This window comes from Streptomyces sp. SID13726, from assembly GCF_010548375.1.
Classification (GTDB): domain Bacteria; phylum Actinomycetota; class Actinomycetes; order Streptomycetales; family Streptomycetaceae; genus Streptomyces.
In genome coordinates, this window is the sequence record NZ_JAAGLY010000522.1 from 1 (window position 1) to 426 (window position 426).

1 pseudogene is annotated in these 426 nt (G+C 67.8%); it reads right to left on the reverse strand.

Annotated features, from left to right (window positions below):
* A pseudogene (locus G3I78_RS48915) lies at positions 1–263 on the reverse strand (DNA-directed RNA polymerase subunit alpha); the annotation flags it as partial.
* Between the last annotated feature and the right edge of the window lie 163 nt (positions 264–426).

Here is a 426-nt window from a genome sequence, read left to right on the forward strand (position 1 = left end):
TCCGAGGAGACGACGAGGTTCTTGATGTTGCGGCTGACCTCGGTCACGTCCTCCTTCACACCCGGCACGGTGGTGAACTCGTGGAGCACACCGTCGATGCGGATGGAGGTGACCGCCGCGCCCGGGATGGACGACAGCAGCGTGCGACGCAGCGAGTTGCCGAGCGTGTAGCCGAAGCCGGGCTCCAGCGGCTCGATGGAGAAGCGCGAACGGTTCTCCGAGATGACCTCTTCGGTCAAGGTGGGGCGCTGTGCGATCAGCACTGGTGGTTTCCTTTCGGTGAGCGTCCGCCATATGACGCTGCACGGTTCAAGGCGAGGTGCGTGCCTGCGGCACGCGGCCCCGGCCGGGACTCTGTCCACCCGGCCAGGAAGGGTGCGTCGACCCCGTCAGGAGGCGGCTGCCCCGTGACGGGCGCCGTCGACG